Source organism: Streptomyces griseus, assembly GCF_900460065.1.
In the GTDB taxonomy this organism is placed as follows: Bacteria; Actinomycetota; Actinomycetes; order Streptomycetales; family Streptomycetaceae; genus Streptomyces; species Streptomyces griseus.
Genome location: NZ_UAVD01000003.1, coordinates 35,529 through 50,256, shown reverse-complemented (window position 1 = coordinate 50,256; position 14,728 = coordinate 35,529). Strand labels below are relative to the sequence as shown.

The following is a 14,728-nucleotide window of genomic DNA, read 5'->3' as shown; positions in this document are numbered from 1 at the left end:
GTCTGTCGGCTCGTTGGTCCGCCGGCCTCCTCCCGGCCCCCTTCGCCCCGCCGGCCGTCACCCCGCACGGGGCTCGTCGCGCACCGAGCTCGCGTCGCGCGGCCCGCTCCCGGACTCCTGGGGCACGAACAGCATCGTCGGGTGGAGCGGCAGGCGCAGATCCCCGGCGGCCAGGGCCTGCGCGATCCGGAGTGCGCCGGTCAACGGATCGCCCGCGGCCGGGATCACCCGGGCCCCCGGCAACAGCCGTGCCAGCTCCTCGCGCAGCGGTGCGATCAGGGGCTCGCCCATCTTGAACAGGCCACCCGTCAGAGCCACTTCACCGACCTCGCCATCCTCGAACCCCGGACCGGCCGACGTCGGGCACACCGCTGCCGCCGCCTCGGCGATATGGCCGGCGGCCTGCCGCAGAATGCCGGCGGCCACCGGATCCGCTCCGGCGCACGCCGCCACCTCCGGGGCGAACGAGGCCAGCACGGCCGGCCGGTCGGAGCGTGGGTAGAGCAGCCCGGGCAGCGCCTCGGCCGGTCCGAAAACGGCCCGCACCCGGTCCAGCAGGGCGGGGGATCCGCCCCGCCGCCCGTCGTGGGCCCGCATCGCCGCGTCCAGCCCGGCACGGCCGATCCACGCGCCACCGCCGCTGTCACCCAGAAGATGACCCCACCCGTCGGCCCTGTGCCACTCCATCAGGTCCGTGCCGAGGGCGATCATGCCCGTGCCGCCCGCGACGACCGCACCCGGGCGCTGTCCCACCGCGCCCGCGTAGGCCGTCACCGCGTCGGCGGCCAGGGCCAGCCGGCGCACCCCCAGCGCGTCCGCGAGCACCCCGGGCAGCTCCGACCGCAACCGATCGCCGAGCGTGGCCATGCCGGCGGCCCCGATCGCCAGCGCCGCGACCTCACCCGCCGGGGGGCCACCGGCCGGGGGGCCACCCGCCGGGGGGCCGGCCGCCCGGTCCAGCAACTCCCGGGCGGCGGGCAGCAACTGGTCCAGCAGATGCCCGGCGTCGATGCCGCCGGGCCCGGTCCGCACCGGCTCCGCGCAGAGCGTCGTCGCGTCGGGACCGGGCAGCCCCGCCCGGCCGAGTGCCACCCGCAGACCGGAGCCGCCGGAATCCACCCCCAGGACGTACACCGCGGGTCCGGCCGCGTCGGGCGTCCCCGGGGGACGGGTCACGGAAGCCGCCAGTCCACCGGCCGCGCCCCCTGGCGTTCCAGCAGCTCGTTGACGCGGCTGAACGGCCGCGAGCCGAAGAAGCCCCGGTCGGCGGACATGGGGGAGGGGTGCGAGGACTCGATCGCGGGGAAGTCGCCCAACTGCGGGCGCAGATTGCGGGCGTCGCGCCCCCACAGGACCGACACCAGCGGCGTGCCCCGGGCGACCAGCGCCTTGATGGCCTGCTCGGTCACCTCTTCCCAGCCCTTGCCCCGGTGGGCTGCGGGCCGCCGCGGCGCGGTGGTCAGCGCCCTGTTGAGCAGCAGCACCCCCTGCCGCGTCCAGGGTGTGAGATCGCCGTTGGACGGCCTGGGCAGCCCCAGATCCGCGTTCAGCTCGCGGAAGATGTTCTCCAGACTGCCCGGCAGCGGCTGGACGTCGGGCGCCACCGCGAAGCTCAGCCCGATCGCGTGCCCCGGGGTGGGATACGGATCCTGGCCGACCACCAGCACTCTCACCTCCTCGAACGGCTGCTGGAACGCCCGCAGTACATGAGCCCCCGAGGGGAGGTACGTACGTCCCGCGGCGATCTCCGCGCGGAGGAAGTCGCCCATGGAGGCGATGCGTTCGGCGACGGGTTCGAGGGCGTCCGCCCACCCCGGCTCGATGATCTCTTTCAACGGTCGTGCTGCCACGGCCCGCACTCTACTGCTGATACGACCACTCCGATCAACTGCCGTCAGCCGAACGCCACCGCGCGTACGCACAGGACGTCCGGCAGATGCGAAGCGATCTGCCGCCAGCTGTCCCCGTCGTCCGCGCTGGCGTACAACTCGCCGTTGCGGTTGCCGAAGTACACCCCGGCGGGATCCGCGTCGTCGGTGCACAGCGCGTCGCGCAGCACCGTGCCGTAGTGCGCCCCGTCCGGCAGGCCCTGCGTGAGCGGCTCCCAGGTGCGCCCCGCGTCGCTCGTGCGGAACACCCGGCAGCGGTGCTCCGCCGGGACCCGGTCGGCGTCGGCGTTGATCGGGAAGACGTATGCCGTGCCACCGCGGTGCGGATGCGCGGCTGCGGCGAACCCGAAGTCGGAGGGCAGGCCCGCGCCGATGTCGCTCCAGTGGTCGCCGGAGTCGTCGCTGCGGAACACGCCCCAGTGGTTCTGCAGATAGAGGCGGTCCGGGTCGGCCGCGTCGCGGGTGACCTTGTGGACGCACTGGCCGAACTCCGGTTCCGGGTCCGGGAGGAAGACCGCGGAGACGCCCTTGTTCGACGGGGCCCAGCTTGCGCCGCCGTCCTTGGTCCGGAACACGCCGGCCGTCGAGACCGCCACGGTCACGGCCAGGGCGTCCCGGGGGTCGGTCAGGACCGTGTGCAGCCCCTCGCCGCCGCCGCCCGGCTCCCACCGGGAGCGGGTCGGGTGCTCCCAGAGCGGACGGACCAGCTCGAACGACTCGCCACGGTCCTCGGAACGGAACAGCGCGGCCGGCTCGGTGCCCGCGTAGACCACGTCCGGCGCCTCGGGGCCCGCCGGATGCAACTGCCAGACGCGCTCCAGCGAAGCCCCGGTGGACTGGGGGAACTTCACCGCGGGCTGCCGCGGCTCGACCCAGGTCCCGCCCAGATCGTCCGAGTGGAAGACGGACGGCCCCCAGTGCGCGCTGTCCCCGCCGACCAGGATTCTGGTGGTGTCCCCCCGGGTGTCCACGGCGACCGAGTAGATCGCCTGCGCGTTGAAGTGCGGGCCGGTGATCTCCCAGCTCCCGTCGCGCCTGCGGCCGATGAAGAGACCCTTGCGGGTGCCTGCGGTGAGCAAGACATCGGTCATGGTCCTGGACCTTCCGCTACGCCGTCGTGCCGGATTTATGCCAGTCTGCACCCGGCCGTCGGCAGTGGCCCGCGCACACGCCCCCGCGCCCCGGTCGTGCCGGCGTGGCCGCCGCCCGGGTGGCCGTCCGGCGCATGGCGCGCCCTTGACCCGCGCGCTGTGACGGTCCTAGCGTTCAGCCACCCGAGAAAGCGCTTGCTGACGGCCGGTGCGGCGGTGTCCGCGCACGGCCGCGGACCGCCGTGCGCCCCGTGCCGCCGACACCCAGGAGCCCCCGTGGTGACCTTCGAAGGACTGCCCGGCGCCGTCGCCGTCTCGCATCTGAGCGTCTACAACTGGCCCGCCGCCGACGGGCTGCGCGGGGGCACCCCCCACCTGCACCTGACCTGCTCGGAGGGGTACGTCGTGGTCGGCGGCAGCGGCTCCGTGCAGACCCTCACGGCCGCCGGATTCCAGGAGACCCCGCTGACCCCGGGCGCGCTCGTGTGGTTCACCCCGGGAGCCGTGCACCGCCTGGTCAACGAGGACGGGCTGCGCGTCATCGTGCTCATGCAGAACAGCGGGCTGCCCGAGGCCGGCGACGCCGTGCTCACCCTGCCGCCCCGCTGTCTCGCGGACCCCGAGGCCTACCGCGCGGGGGCGACGCTGCCCGTGGACGCCGAGGAGGCCGTGCAGGAACGGGCGGCGCGGGCCCGGCGCGACCTCGCCGTGGAGGGCTTCCTCGTCCTGCGCGAGGCCGTGGAGAACGGGGACCCGGAGCCGCTGGCCGCGTTCCACCGTGCCGCCGCCGCGCTCGTCCGTCCCCGGACGCCCGAGTGGCGCGGCCGCTGGGAGCGGGGAGCCGCCACGGCCGCCGCCGCCACCGCCGGCCAGCTCGACGCGCTGGACCGGGGGGAGGCCGGCCACCTCGCCGACGCCCGCGTCCACGCCGAACGGCCCTCCGCGCACGGCAGGTTCGGCATGTGCGGCCGGCTGGACGTCTACCGCACCTGAGGGCCCCGGGCGGCCTCCGACAGGGCGGCCCCGGCTGCCACACGGCACGCCCCGGCCCCGCTCGGGCGTCCCTCGGCCGGGTGCTGACATGCTGGCGGGGGCCGGACAGCGGCCGGACGACGGCCGGGACACGGCCGGGGACGGACAACCCCGAGGGGACGACGATGGGCAGCGGGATCACGGACGCCGACGGTCACCCGGTGCGGGTCACGGTCGGCGCGGGCGGGCCCGGCGCGGTCGCGGCCCCCGGCGGGGAGCCCGGCCGGGTCTCCCTGCGGTTCTCGCCCCCGGCCGGCGAGCTCGTCTGGTCCTGCGCCCCCGGGGCGGCCCGAGAGCTGGCCGCCGCACTCCTCCGGGCTGCCGAGGAGGCCGAGAACACGCCCGGGGAGCGTCCCGTCACGGTGGTCGCGGGCGAGCTGCGCCGCGGTGACACGCGCGACGGCGACCGGTCGATGACCGTGGAGAGCGCCCGGGCCGACGGATCCACGGTCCACGTCACCTGGAAGTCGGGCGCCGGCCGCAGCTGGACCCAGGCGTACGCCGCCGACACCCCCATCACCCTCAAGCGGCGTCTTCCCTGAGGGCGTTGACGCCTCCTCCTCGCCCGGCCTTCCCCCGCGCCCCCACTCGTACGCCCCCCGGCGGGGCGCCCGGCCGGCCGCACGGGTGCGCCGCGTCGGTAGGGTGGCCCGTGATGTTCACCAAACAGGGCCCCACCGTGCGCGAACTGGCCGTTCAGGCGCTCTCCTCGACCGAGCGCGGATACGACCTCCTCGCCCCGAAGTTCGACCGGACGCCCTACCGCACCCCCGACCGCGTGCTCGACGCCGTCACCCGCGCGGTGCGCGAACTCGGCCCCTTCGACAGCGGACTCGACGTCTGCTGCGGCACCGGCGCGGGGGTGGGCGTGCTCCGGCGGCTGTGCCGGGAGCGCGCCGTCGGCGTCGACTTCAGCGCGGGCATGCTCGCCGAGGCCCGGGCCGCCTTCCCGCCCGGCGGAGAGGGGCCGGCGGTGCACTGGGTGCGGGCCGACGCCCGCTCCCTGCCCTTCGCGCCCGCCTTCGATCTCGCCCTGAGCTTCGGCGCCTTCGGCCACTTCCTGCCCGCCGAACGCTTCGGTCTCTTCGCCGAGGTGCACGGATCGCTCCGGCCGGGCGGGCGGTTCGTCTTCCCGATCGGCGCACCGCCCCCGGTGGGATCGCGCGCCTACTGGTCGCTGTTCGGCTTCGACGCGGCGATGCGGGTACGCAACGCCCTGTGGCGCCCGCGGTTCGTCATGTACTACCGCACGTTCCCGCTCGGCGACGTGCTCAAGGACCTGACGCGGGCCGGATTCGCCGCGCGGCTGCTCCCGCTGACCGAGCTGGGCGTGCGTCCCGACGGCAGCCCCCGTGCCCGGCTGGTGGTGGCGACCCGGGAGGGCCCGGCGTAGCGGAACGCCGCTCAGCGCTCCCCGTCCCGGGCCGCGCCCAGCAACCCCGGCCAGTCGGGGATCTTCACCGGGCCGCGCCCCAGCGAACGGCCCAGCTCCGCCTCCGCACGCTCGATCGACAGCCAGCCGGACCACTCCACCGGCCGCAGCCCCCACTTCCGCAGCACCGCCAGCGGATCGTCCGCCGCCGCACGGCCTCTCAGCTCGGCCGCGTCCGCCAGGAGGGAGGCCACCGTCTCCTTGGCGCAGGAGCGGTTCGAACCGATCACTCCGGTCGGCCCCCGCTTGATCCACCCCGCCACGTACGCGCCCGGCACCGGCACCCCGTCCCGCAGCACTCGGCCCGCCGCGTGCGGCACCGTGCCGCGCACCGCGTCGAAGGGCAGCCCCGGCAGCTCCACCCCCCGATAGCCGACCGCCCGCAGGACGAGCCGCGCCGCGATGTCCTCGTACGCCCCGGTGTCCCGCACTCCGCCCCCGGCGTCCGGAGCCGTCCGGGCGAACCGCACCCCGGCGACCCGCCCGTCGCGCTCCAGCAGTTCCACCGGCCGCAGGAAGAACCGCAGCCGGATGCGGCGCCCGGCGCCGCCGGCGGCCGGCTCCCCGGCCGCCGACCAGCCGCGCAGGACCTCCAGGTTCCGCCGTACCACGGCGGGCGGCGCCCCGGGCAGCCCCTCCGGAGCGGCGTACGCGGGGTCCAGCGCCAGTTCCGCGGGGTCGACCACGACGCGTGCCCCGGGCAGCGCCCCCAGCTCCCGGAGCTCCTTGGTGGTGAACCGTGCCTGGGAGGGGCCCCGGCGGCCCACGATGTGCACGTCGCGCACCCGGCTCTCCTCCAGTGCGCCGAGCGCAGCGCTGGGCACGTCGGTGGCCCGCAGTTCGTCGGCGCCGCGGGCCAGGATCCGGGCCACGTCGACCGCGACGTTGCCCACGCCGATCACGACGGCCGAGCGGGCGTCCAGGACGAACGGGTCGGCGCCGGCGTCCGGATGGGCGCTGTACCAGGAGACGAACCGCGTGGCGGAGTAGCTGCCCGGCAGCCCCTCGCCCGGCACCGCGAGCCTCCGGTCGGCCGATGCCCCGACGCAGTAGACGACGGCGTGGTACAGCTCCGCGAGCCGGGCGGGGGAGACCCCGTCCGGCCCGCCGACGCCGACGTTGCCCACGAAGGTGACCCGGTCGTCCTCCAGCACCGCCCGCAGCCCGTTCTGCAGCGACTTGATCTTCTCGTGGTCGGGGGCCACCCCGTACCGCACGAGTCCGTACGGGGTGGGCAGCCGGTCCAGGACGTGCACGCGCACATCGGGCACGAGCGACTGCCGGAGCAGGGCCTGAGCGGTGTAGACCCCGCTGGGGCCGGAACCGACGACGGCGACGGAGAGCACGGCGCACCTCTTCCCGGAGGTTGACTCCAGGATGGCACCGCCGGGGCGATCCGCACCGCCGGTGCTCGGGGCGGTCGGCCGATCGGCTCAGTCCATCAGCCCGCGCATCCGGTCGATCTCCACGGTCTGCTGGGCGACCACGTCGCTCGCCATCTCCTCGACGATGACGTCGTTCCCCTCGGTGAGCGCCTCCGTGGCCATGGTGATCGCGCCCTGGTGGTGGGTGATCATCAGCTTCAGGAAGAGTGTGTCGAAGGCCTTGCCCTCGGCGGCACGCAACGCGTCGAGCTGGGCCTCGGTCGCCATGCCGGGCATCGCGGCGTGGTCGTGGCCCTCCTCGCGCCGGTCGCCGCCGTTCTTCTGCAGCCACCCCTTCATCGCACCGATCTCCGGCTTCTGGCCCGCCGATATGCGGTCCGCGAGCCGTTTGACGGTGTCGGCGGAGGCCCGTTCCGGGACCAGCCCGGTCATCACGATCGCCTGGCCGTGATGCTCGATCATCATCCTCGCGTAGCGGAAGTCGGCGGAGTTGGCGGTGTCCTTCCCGGCCTCCTCGGCGGCCTCCTCGGCGGAGAGCGTCCGGGCGGGCTCGCCCGGTCTGCCGGGCGCGACCACGCCGGGACCGGCGTCCCCGGCCCTGTCCGACGTTCCGTCACCGCTGCCCGCGTCGCAGGCCCCCAGGGTGAGCACGGCGGCAACCGCCGCCGCCGCGAGAGCGGTTGAGCGCGGGGCTGCGGACCGGCGATGGATCAACACGGTGACCTCCTGTGCCACAGGGTTCTGTTGCAGACCGTCCTAACACGCTTCCACGGTGCGAAGATCAAAAACTTTCATTACGTCTGTGTTGCCATCTGTTGATGTGTACATGGGAGGGACGATACTGCCGGGGGTTCAAGAACCGTTCGAACCCGAACGGAGACAAGGGAGGACGCAGTGACCTCGTTGCACACCACCCGCGTGCGGCGCAGACGTCTGGGCGCGGTGGCAGCCGTAGCCGGACTCCTCGCCACGCTGCTGACGGCCACCACGGCGGCCGCCACCCCCGACCCGGGCGACGCCCCGGCCGAGCGCGGTTCCGTCACCAAGAGTGAGCAGGCCGAGGCCAGGGCCGCGATCACCGGTGGAGACATACCCGGCGTGGACGAGATCGTCCACAGCTCCAACATCAAGCACCTGACGAACGTGCCGAAGGGCGCCCTCAAGGGCCTCAACACGGACCTCGCCTTCCAGGGGAAGTACGCGTACGTCGGCAACTACGACGGCTTCGTCATCTACGACATCAGCAAGCCGAAGAAGCCCAGGACGGTCGCACAGGTCCTCTGCCCCGGTTCCCAGAACGACATCTCGGTCTCCGGGAACCTGCTGTTCCTGTCGACGGACTCCTCGCGCAGCGACGACTCCTGCTCCAGCACCTCCCAGCCCGCCACGGAGAAGTCCTCCTGGGAGGGCATGAAGATCTTCGACATCAGCAACAAGCGGCAGCCGAAGTACATCGCCGCCGTGGAGACCGCCTGCGGTTCCCACACGCACACGCTGGTGCCGGAAGGCAAGAACGTGTACGTGTACGTCTCCTCGTACTCGCCCGACGAGACGTTCCCGGACTGCAAGCCGCCGCACGACGGGATCTCCATCATCAAGGTGCCGGTCAAGGCGCCCCAGAAGGCCCGGATCGTGAACTTCCCGGTCCTCTTCCCGGACGGCGGCAACCCCGGTGCGCCGGAGAACCCCGGTGTCTCCAAGACGACCGGCTGCCACGACATCACGGTGCTGCCGTCCAAGGACCTCGCCGCCGGCGCCTGCATGGGCGACGGTCTGCTGTTCTCCATCAAGGACCCGGAGAACCCGAAGATCATCGACCGGGTCCAGGACAACGTGAACTTCGCGTTCTGGCACTCGGCCACCTTCAACCAGGGCGCCGACAAGGTCGTCTTCACCGACGAGCTCGGCGGCGGCGGCGCGGCCACCTGCAACGCGGAGATCGGGCCCGAGCGCGGCGCCGACGGCATCTACGACATCGTCGGCAAGGGCGATCAGCGCAAGCTGGTCTTCCGCAGCTACTTCAAGATCGACCGGCACCAGGCCGACTCCGAGGTCTGCGTCGCCCACAACGGCTCGATCATCCCGGTGAAGGGCCGCGACCTGATGGTCCAGGCCTGGTACCAGGGCGGGATCTCCGTCTGGGACTTCACCGACTCCACCAAGCCCGAGGAGATCGCCTTCTTCGAGCGCGGCCCGGTCACGCTCGACCGGGTCACCACGGCCGGCCCCTGGTCGGCGTACTACTACAACGGCCACATCTACTCCAGTGACATCGCCAAGGGCTTCGACGTGCTGAAGCTGAACGACCGGCGCACCGACCCGGCCGAGCGGGTCGAGCTGGACGAGCTCAACGCGCAGACGCAGCCGGACTACTTCGCCCGCTGATCCGTCAGGGGCCCGAGGTCCGACCGTTCCCGCATCCGGGGCCGGTGTCCGCCCGCCGGGCGGACACCGGCCCCGGATGCGTGCCACCGGAAATTCATTGACCGATGAGCCGGGTGGGGAGATGCTTGGTCCCTGCGACGGCGGACTCCGCAACTCCGGTCCCCGGCGCGGTCCGCGGCCGTGTCCCACGTGGCACGCCGCGGGTGCGCTCCGATCCGGCGACGCGGGGGATCGCCGGATCGGGTGCGGTCTCCAAGCGGCGACGGACGCGGCCGAACCGCGTACGGCGGTCAGGCCGCGGTGCGGACGCTTCCGCCGGTGGCGGCGGCCCACTCCACCAGCAGCCGCTGGTACTCCGCCTCGTCCTGCGGCGTCAGGCGCCCGCCCGAACGCTGCCACAGGTCGCGGATCTCCGCGTTGACCTCGGCTGCGGAACGTGCGGACACGGACGACGGCATGGGGGGCATGTCCACCAGGCTACGGCCCCAAGCCGCCACCCTTACCCCTTCGGCGGCGGGATATGCCTCACACCCCGGTCCGATCTCCCTCGATTCCCGCGCTCACTCCGGGACGAGCCCCAGCGAACGCAGGCCGTCGGGCCGCTCCGCCACCGGCAGGTGATCCACGAACCGGACCTCGCAGCCCAGCGCGGCGGCGCCGCCGTCCGCGTGCCGGTCGTCACCGACCATGACCACGTCCGCCGGATCCAGGCCGATCAGCGCACAGGCGACGCGGAAGAGTCCCGGGTCGGGCTTCTGGAGCCCGTGCTCGAAGGACAGGGCGTAGGCGTCGACCAGGGCGTCCAGCCCGTGCGCGCGGAAGACCGGGCGCGGGTCCCACCCGATGTTGCTGACCACGCACACCGCGATCCCCGCCCTCCGCAGCCCCGCCAGCACCTCCGCGGCGTCCGGATAGGCCTGCCAGGCCTCAGGCCGTCTGTGACGGTCGTACAGCGCGTCGTACAGCCCCGGATCGGGCAGGGGGACGGTCCGGGCCAGACCGGTGTAGGCCTCGCGGTGCAGAGCGGCGCTCAGGTCCCGGCGGGAGGCCGCCCCGGCCAGCCGGTCGGGGATCCGGAGCGGGGGCGGCCCGCCCGGGAGGGCGCCGGCCTCCGTGAGCCCGCTCACGTACCGCTCGAAGTCCTCCGGAGGGACGTCGAGGCCCTCCTCGCGCAGCACGGCGGCGAGCCAGTCGCGGACCGGCTCGATACGGAACAGGGTTCCGGAGAAGTCGAACAGGACGCCTTTGGTCACCATGGACGCGATCCTCGCCGGTCCGCCCCCGGGCCGACAAGACCGCCCGGTCGGGGCGCCGCGTACCGGGCGTACGCCGCGGCGCTCAACGCCACCAGGGCCACCCCCAGCAGCGCACCGCCCACGACATCGGTCAGCCAGTGCACCCCCAGGTACACCCGCGTCGCCGCCACGCCGATCGCCGAGACCACCGCCACGGCCAGCACCGCGGCCCGGGCGCCGGGCCCGGCGCCGTACAGCCGCAGCAGCCAGACGAACAGGCCGCAGGTCACGACGGCCGTCATGGCGTGCCCGGAGGGGAAGGCCGCGTAGTGGGCCGAGTCCACCGGGTCGGGCCACTGCGGGCGCTCCCGGCCCACCGCCGCCTTCAGCCCCTGCTGGAGGAGGGTGCCGATCAGGCTCGTCGCGGCCAGCCAGAGGGCGAGCGTGCGGGCGCCCCGCCACCACAGGGCGACCACCGTCACCGCGATCAGGGCGCGCATGGTCCAGGGATCCCACACCCAGTCCGTCAGCACCCGGCTCACCCGCACCAGACCGGGATCGGTCACCGCGTGCCGGTGCAGGGCGTCGGCGACCGACCGGTCCAGGGACATCAGCGGCGACCAGCGGGCCGCCACCAGCGCGAGCAGCACGAGAGCGGCCGCGCCGACGACGGCTCCGGTCCACACGGCGGGCGGGGTGCGGGCGGCGCGATCCGGCGAGCGGAAGGGGGGCAGGGGGGAGGGCATGGGGTGATCCTCGCGGAGGACACCGCCCGAAGGCCAACCCGGGGTGCGGACAGGGGTGCGCCGCTGACCCGGTTCCCGATCCGGCGGACGCGGCCCCAGGGCCGTCGCCGTGCGCCCGCCGCGAATCGGGGGACGGCCCTCAGCCCAGTGCGCGGAGCCCCGGGACGAAGGCCACGAACACCGGGACCACCGGGACCAGTGCGGCGGCGGCCGTCAGCCGGAGCCTGCGGCCCGCCGTCAGCCGTTCGACCGGAGCCAGCAACCGGTTGACCCGGAGGGGCACTTGGGCCTGCGGAGTGGGGCAGGGGCCGAACACCCCGCGGTCCTCGTTCAGTCCGACGAGGGCGAGCGCGGTCGTCAGCCGGCCGAAGCGGCGTGACGCCACGTCGTCGGCTGCCAGTTCGACCAGCCGGTGCATCTCGTCACGGAACGCGGCGAACACCGGGATCTGCGGGAAGCCGATCGCCAGCGCCGACGAGCAGTGCAGCAGCCAGTCGTGCCGGGCCTGGGCGTGGCCCTGCTCGTGGGCGAGCACGGCATCGAGCTGACGGCCTTTCAGCCGTCCCAGCGCGGCGGTGGTGATGACGAGTTGCGGAGCCGTGCCGGGCAGCCACCAGGCGTCGGGGCGTTCGCCCTCCAGCACCACGAGGCGGTCGGCGCCCGGCTCCTCGCCGGGCATCAGCGGGGAACGCACCAGCAGTTCCGCCCGACGCTGCTTGCGGCGACGCCGGGCCCGCCCGATCTCCCGCAGGAGCATCGCCCCGGTCCACAGCCCGCCCATCGCCAGCAGCACCGCGATCACCGCCGACCACGGCCCGTACGCCGCCAGGGCGTACGCCTCGACGACGGCGTGCGGGGCGGGGGCGAAGACGTGGCCCCGCACCGCCTGCCAGGCCGCGGCGGCGCTCAGCGTCATGGACAGGGCGAACGACAGCAGGACACCGGCCACCACGCACTGCCAGACCCACAGGGCCACGACCGGTTCGCGCTCCGGCCACCGGGCGCGCGCCATCACGCGGGGAGTCACCAGGGCGGTCAATGCACCGAGCAGCAGCAGCGCGAGGGAGACCAGCATGGCCTCAGCTTATGAGGGGTGGGTCGGCCGGGGGTACGGCCGCGACCGGCAAGTGACGTAGACCACGGTTTGCCGGGGGGTCTGTCCCACTTCCTGTCTCACAGAGTGAGCAGCATCGCGAGCATGCCGATGCCCATCGTCAGTCTGCACGCCGTGGTGAGCTCGGACAGGCCGTCCGATGCGCCCCCGAATCCGCCGGAGGGCCGGGGGCCCGGGACCGTCCCGCCGGCCGGGACCACCGCGGCCCCCGGCAGCAGCCGGCCGGCCGAGCCCAGTACGTAGAGGGCGTAGTAGAGGAGCAGCACCCCGGTCAGCAGGGGTATGCCGCCGGCGCCGGCGGCCGCCCCGTGCCCGGCGTGCCCGCCCCCGCCTCCCCCCGCCACCGCGGGGGCCATCGCCACGGCCATGTAGACCATGGCCAGCGAGCCGACGAGATGGTGCAGATGGTGGCCGCCGCGCAGGGCGGGCCGGGCCGCTCGCAGCGCGGCCGTGCCGAACAGCACCGCGTACACCGCCCAGGCCCAGTCCGGGGGCGGCAGCACCGCCGCCGGAACGGCCATCGCGGCCATACCGAAACCCATGAGCGCCTCCGCGCGCGCGGTGCGGCGCTCCCGCGGGTTCCCCGCGCGGGCGCGCAGCAGGCAGTAGGCGCCGCTCGCCGCGCACAGTGCCATCAACAGCCAGCCGGTCAGGGCCCCTCCGTGCACGGCGCGCCTCCCCCCGGATCGGACGTACGCCACTGTTGCGGGTCGTCCCATCGATGCCCGGGGGGCCGAGGCCGAATCCGGCGCGCGGGGTGGTGAAGGGGGTGCGCCGGGGCCCACCGGGGGCGCTTCGGGTCGCGTTACTCTCGACCGCATGTGCGGCGGCGGAGACCGCGATCGTGCGTACGGCAGCAGGGAAGCGCGTACAACGGCACAGAAGTGCGTACGGCAGCAGAGAAACGGAGCACCCCACCATGGACACCGCCACGCCCCCCGACACGGACGAGCTGACCTTCCGCGACGCGGCCGGGGCCGACGTCCCTGCGCTGGTGGCCCTGATCGAGTCCGCCTACCGCGGTGACTCCAGCCGCACCGGCTGGACCACCGAGGCCGACATCCTCCAGGGGCAGCGCACCGACGAGCAGGGGGTGCGCGCCGTCATCGACGCTCCGGCGAGCAGGCTCCTCGCGGTCGAGCGCGGCGGCGAACTCGTCGCCTGCTGCCAGCTCGAACACCGGGGCGACGCGGCCTACTTCGGCATGTTCGCGGTCCGGCCGGGGCTCCAGGGCGGCGGATTCGGCAAGCGGATCATCGCCGAGGCGGAGCGCACCGCCAGGGAGAGCTGGGGTGTCGGCGAGATGCACATGACGGTCATCTCGGTGCGCGATGACCTGATCGCCTGGTACGAACGCCGGGGCTACCGCCGTACGGGAGAGCTCACTCCGTTCCCGTACGGAGACGAGCGCTTCGGCATCCCCCAACGCGACGACCTGGCCTTTGAACTGCTCGTCAAGAACCTTGAGGCGGGCGACGCGGGGGAGGGCGCCTGAGGGAGGCGGCCCTCAGGCGGTGAAGCGTCCGGCGCGGCGGATCTCGGGGAAGTCGGTCGTCGCGCCGTCCAGGCCCAGCGCCCGCGCGAGACGCAGGTGGTCCTGGGTGTTCACCACCCAGCCGATCACCTTCACCCCCTCGGAGTGGGCCTGCTCCACGATCTCCAGGGTGAGGCGGCGGATGTTCAGCGCGAGCGTCGCGGCCCCCGCCGCCTTCGCCCGGTCCACCACGTCCTGGCCCCAGCGGCTGGCGATCAGGACCGTGCGCACGCCCGGCACCAGCCGCGCGATCTCGGTGACGGCCTCGTCGTGGAACGAGGACACCTCCACCCGGCCGACGAGATCACGCTCCCGGATCACGTCCGCCAGCGCGCGGGCCGCCGCCACGTCCTTGATCTCCGCCTGGAGCGGGGAGGAGACGGCCTCCAGCACCTCCTCGAAGACGGGGATCCGCTCACCCCGACCGGCGTCGAGCTCGCGCAGCTCCGCCAGGGTCCTGGCCGCGATCGGACCGGTCCCGTCCGTGGTGCGGTCCACGTCCACGTCGTGCATCACGACGAGTGCGCCGTCCTTGCTGAGATGGAGATCCAGCTCGATGGCGTCCATTCCGGACGCCTCGGCGCGGACGAAGGAGCGCAGGGTGTTCTCGGGCTCGACGCCCATCACTCCGCGATGGCCCAGGGTGAGAAATGACAAGGCGACCTCGTTTCCGTCGGCGGCGGTCCGTCGACTGCTCCTACCCGCGCCGGGGCGCGGCGGTACGGCACTGGGGAGGGTAACGGCCGGGGCGCGCGATGTCCCACGCCGTGCGCGCCCGGCGGCCGATCCCCGCGCGATGCGGCCGGAGCTACGCCCCTACCCGGTATCCGGCAGGAAAAACAGCGGTGACCATGGGGATACGCAGGATAATTTCCGGTCCTCCAC

Annotated in this window: 16 protein-coding genes; 5 read left to right on the top strand and 11 right to left on the bottom strand. The window is 73.9% G+C overall.

The window, feature by feature from the left end; all coding sequences use genetic code 11:
* Window positions 1-57: 57 nt before the first annotated feature.
* From DTB53_RS01410 to DTB53_RS01400, 3 genes are read right to left on the bottom strand one after another with little or no spacing between them, the layout of a single operon-like run.
* The gene (locus tag DTB53_RS01410) at window positions 58-1,176 is read right to left on the bottom strand and encodes an N-acetylglucosamine kinase (protein WP_012381987.1); all 1,119 of its coding nucleotides are present in this window, start codon (window positions 1,174-1,176) and stop codon (window positions 58-60) included.
* Entirely contained in the window at window positions 1,173-1,850 is a 678-nt protein-coding gene (locus DTB53_RS01405; RefSeq protein WP_003970818.1) for a uracil-DNA glycosylase, read from the bottom strand. Before DTB53_RS01405 ends, DTB53_RS01410 begins: the two co-directional genes overlap by 4 nt.
* A gap of 44 nt (window positions 1,851-1,894) precedes the next feature.
* On the bottom strand, window positions 1,895-2,980 hold the full coding sequence (locus DTB53_RS01400) for a WD40/YVTN/BNR-like repeat-containing protein (RefSeq protein ID WP_012381988.1): 1,086 nt from the start codon (window positions 2,978-2,980) through the stop codon (window positions 1,895-1,897).
* 276 nt (window positions 2,981-3,256) lie between these two features.
* Between DTB53_RS01400 and DTB53_RS01395 the strand changes: the two genes are divergently transcribed.
* The 3 genes from DTB53_RS01395 (at window position 3,257) to DTB53_RS01385 (ending at window position 5,405) form a co-directional block, all read left to right on the top strand.
* Window positions 3,257-3,973, top strand: a complete 717-nt coding sequence (locus DTB53_RS01395; protein WP_042497702.1) for a cupin domain-containing protein — start codon at window positions 3,257-3,259, stop codon at window positions 3,971-3,973.
* Window positions 3,974-4,137: 164 nt separating this feature from the next.
* Entirely contained in the window at window positions 4,138-4,554 is a 417-nt protein-coding gene (locus DTB53_RS01390; RefSeq protein WP_042497705.1) for a hypothetical protein, read from the top strand.
* Between the two features lie 113 nt (window positions 4,555-4,667).
* Window positions 4,668-5,405, top strand: coding sequence for a class I SAM-dependent methyltransferase (locus tag DTB53_RS01385; RefSeq protein ID WP_003970822.1), 738 nt, complete (start codon window positions 4,668-4,670; stop codon window positions 5,403-5,405).
* Between the two features lie 11 nt (window positions 5,406-5,416).
* Here the strand turns inward: DTB53_RS01385 and DTB53_RS01380 are convergent, their stop codons facing one another.
* Window positions 5,417-6,790, bottom strand: coding sequence for an FAD-dependent oxidoreductase (locus tag DTB53_RS01380; protein ID WP_012381991.1), 1,374 nt, complete (start codon window positions 6,788-6,790; stop codon window positions 5,417-5,419).
* An 87-nt stretch (window positions 6,791-6,877) separates the two neighbouring features.
* Complete coding sequence (locus DTB53_RS01375) at window positions 6,878-7,564, bottom strand: DUF305 domain-containing protein (protein WP_012381992.1); 687 nt, start codon at window positions 7,562-7,564, stop codon at window positions 6,878-6,880.
* 159 nt (window positions 7,565-7,723) lie between these two features.
* Here DTB53_RS01375 and DTB53_RS01370 point away from each other — a divergent pair, with 159 nt between their 5' ends.
* Window positions 7,724-9,214: an LVIVD repeat-containing protein gene (locus DTB53_RS01370; RefSeq protein ID WP_003970824.1), complete on the top strand. Its 1,491-nt coding sequence runs from the start codon at window positions 7,724-7,726 to the stop codon at window positions 9,212-9,214.
* A 290-nt stretch (window positions 9,215-9,504) separates the two neighbouring features.
* Here the strand turns inward: DTB53_RS01370 and DTB53_RS36755 are convergent, their stop codons facing one another.
* From DTB53_RS36755 to DTB53_RS01345, 5 genes are all read right to left on the bottom strand, one after another.
* Window positions 9,505-9,681 carry a hypothetical protein gene (locus DTB53_RS36755; RefSeq protein ID WP_172595237.1) on the bottom strand — a complete coding sequence of 59 codons (177 nt, stop codon included), beginning with the start codon at window positions 9,679-9,681 and terminating at the stop codon, window positions 9,505-9,507.
* Between the two features lie 93 nt (window positions 9,682-9,774).
* Window positions 9,775-10,470 (bottom strand): HAD family hydrolase, encoded by a 696-nt coding sequence (locus tag DTB53_RS01360; protein WP_012381994.1) that lies wholly within the window; start codon window positions 10,468-10,470, stop codon window positions 9,775-9,777.
* The gene (locus DTB53_RS01355; protein ID WP_012381995.1) at window positions 10,464-11,195 is read right to left on the bottom strand and encodes a phosphatase PAP2 family protein; all 732 of its coding nucleotides are present in this window, start codon (window positions 11,193-11,195) and stop codon (window positions 10,464-10,466) included. Before DTB53_RS01355 ends, DTB53_RS01360 begins: the two co-directional genes overlap by 7 nt.
* 139 nt (window positions 11,196-11,334) lie before the next feature.
* The gene (locus tag DTB53_RS01350) at window positions 11,335-12,270 is read right to left on the bottom strand and encodes a M56 family metallopeptidase (RefSeq protein ID WP_003970828.1); all 936 of its coding nucleotides are present in this window, start codon (window positions 12,268-12,270) and stop codon (window positions 11,335-11,337) included.
* Window positions 12,271-12,368: 98 nt separating this feature from the next.
* Window positions 12,369-12,977 (bottom strand): DUF5134 domain-containing protein, encoded by a 609-nt coding sequence (locus DTB53_RS01345; RefSeq protein ID WP_012381996.1) that lies wholly within the window; start codon window positions 12,975-12,977, stop codon window positions 12,369-12,371.
* Between the two features lie 251 nt (window positions 12,978-13,228).
* Here DTB53_RS01345 and DTB53_RS01340 point away from each other — a divergent pair, with 251 nt between their 5' ends.
* Window positions 13,229-13,804 carry a GNAT family N-acetyltransferase gene (locus tag DTB53_RS01340; RefSeq protein ID WP_003970830.1) on the top strand — a complete coding sequence of 192 codons (576 nt, stop codon included), beginning with the start codon at window positions 13,229-13,231 and terminating at the stop codon, window positions 13,802-13,804.
* Between the two features lie 12 nt (window positions 13,805-13,816).
* Here DTB53_RS01340 and DTB53_RS01335 read toward each other — a convergent pair whose 3' ends face one another.
* Window positions 13,817-14,467, bottom strand: coding sequence for a glycerophosphodiester phosphodiesterase (locus tag DTB53_RS01335; RefSeq protein WP_042497708.1), 651 nt, complete (start codon window positions 14,465-14,467; stop codon window positions 13,817-13,819).
* Between the last annotated feature and the right edge of the window lie 261 nt (window positions 14,468-14,728).